The following is a 242-nucleotide window of genomic DNA, read 5'->3' as shown; positions in this document are numbered from 1 at the left end:
AAAGTGTCAGCCATTGCGATTGATCGCGATGCGGCGGACATTTTTGGCTTCGGCGGATTTCAGCACGGTTATGGTCAGGACGCCGTTCTTGAACGCGGCCGAGACTTTGTCCTCGTCGATGCCCNGGCACGGTTATGGTCAGGACTTGAACGCGGCCGAAACTTTGTCCTCGTCGATGCCCTCCAGCGGGATACGCCGTTCGAATCGGCCGTAGTATCGTTCGCTGAAACGACGTGCCTTGG

The 242-nt window shown here is 57.7% G+C and carries 1 protein-coding gene; it reads right to left on the bottom strand.

What is annotated here, in order from left to right:
* Positions 1 to 6: 6 nt before the first annotated feature.
* Positions 7 to 120 (bottom strand): Hsp20 family protein, encoded by a 114-nt coding sequence (locus tag WN73_RS44460; protein ID WP_442870047.1) that lies wholly within the window; start codon positions 118 to 120, stop codon positions 7 to 9.
* Between the last annotated feature and the right edge of the window lie 122 nt (positions 121 to 242).

The organism is Bradyrhizobium sp. CCBAU 45394, assembly GCF_028128655.1.
Classification (GTDB): domain Bacteria; phylum Pseudomonadota; class Alphaproteobacteria; order Rhizobiales; family Xanthobacteraceae; genus Bradyrhizobium; species Bradyrhizobium diazoefficiens.
This window is presented reverse-complemented; position numbering and strand designations above follow the sequence as displayed.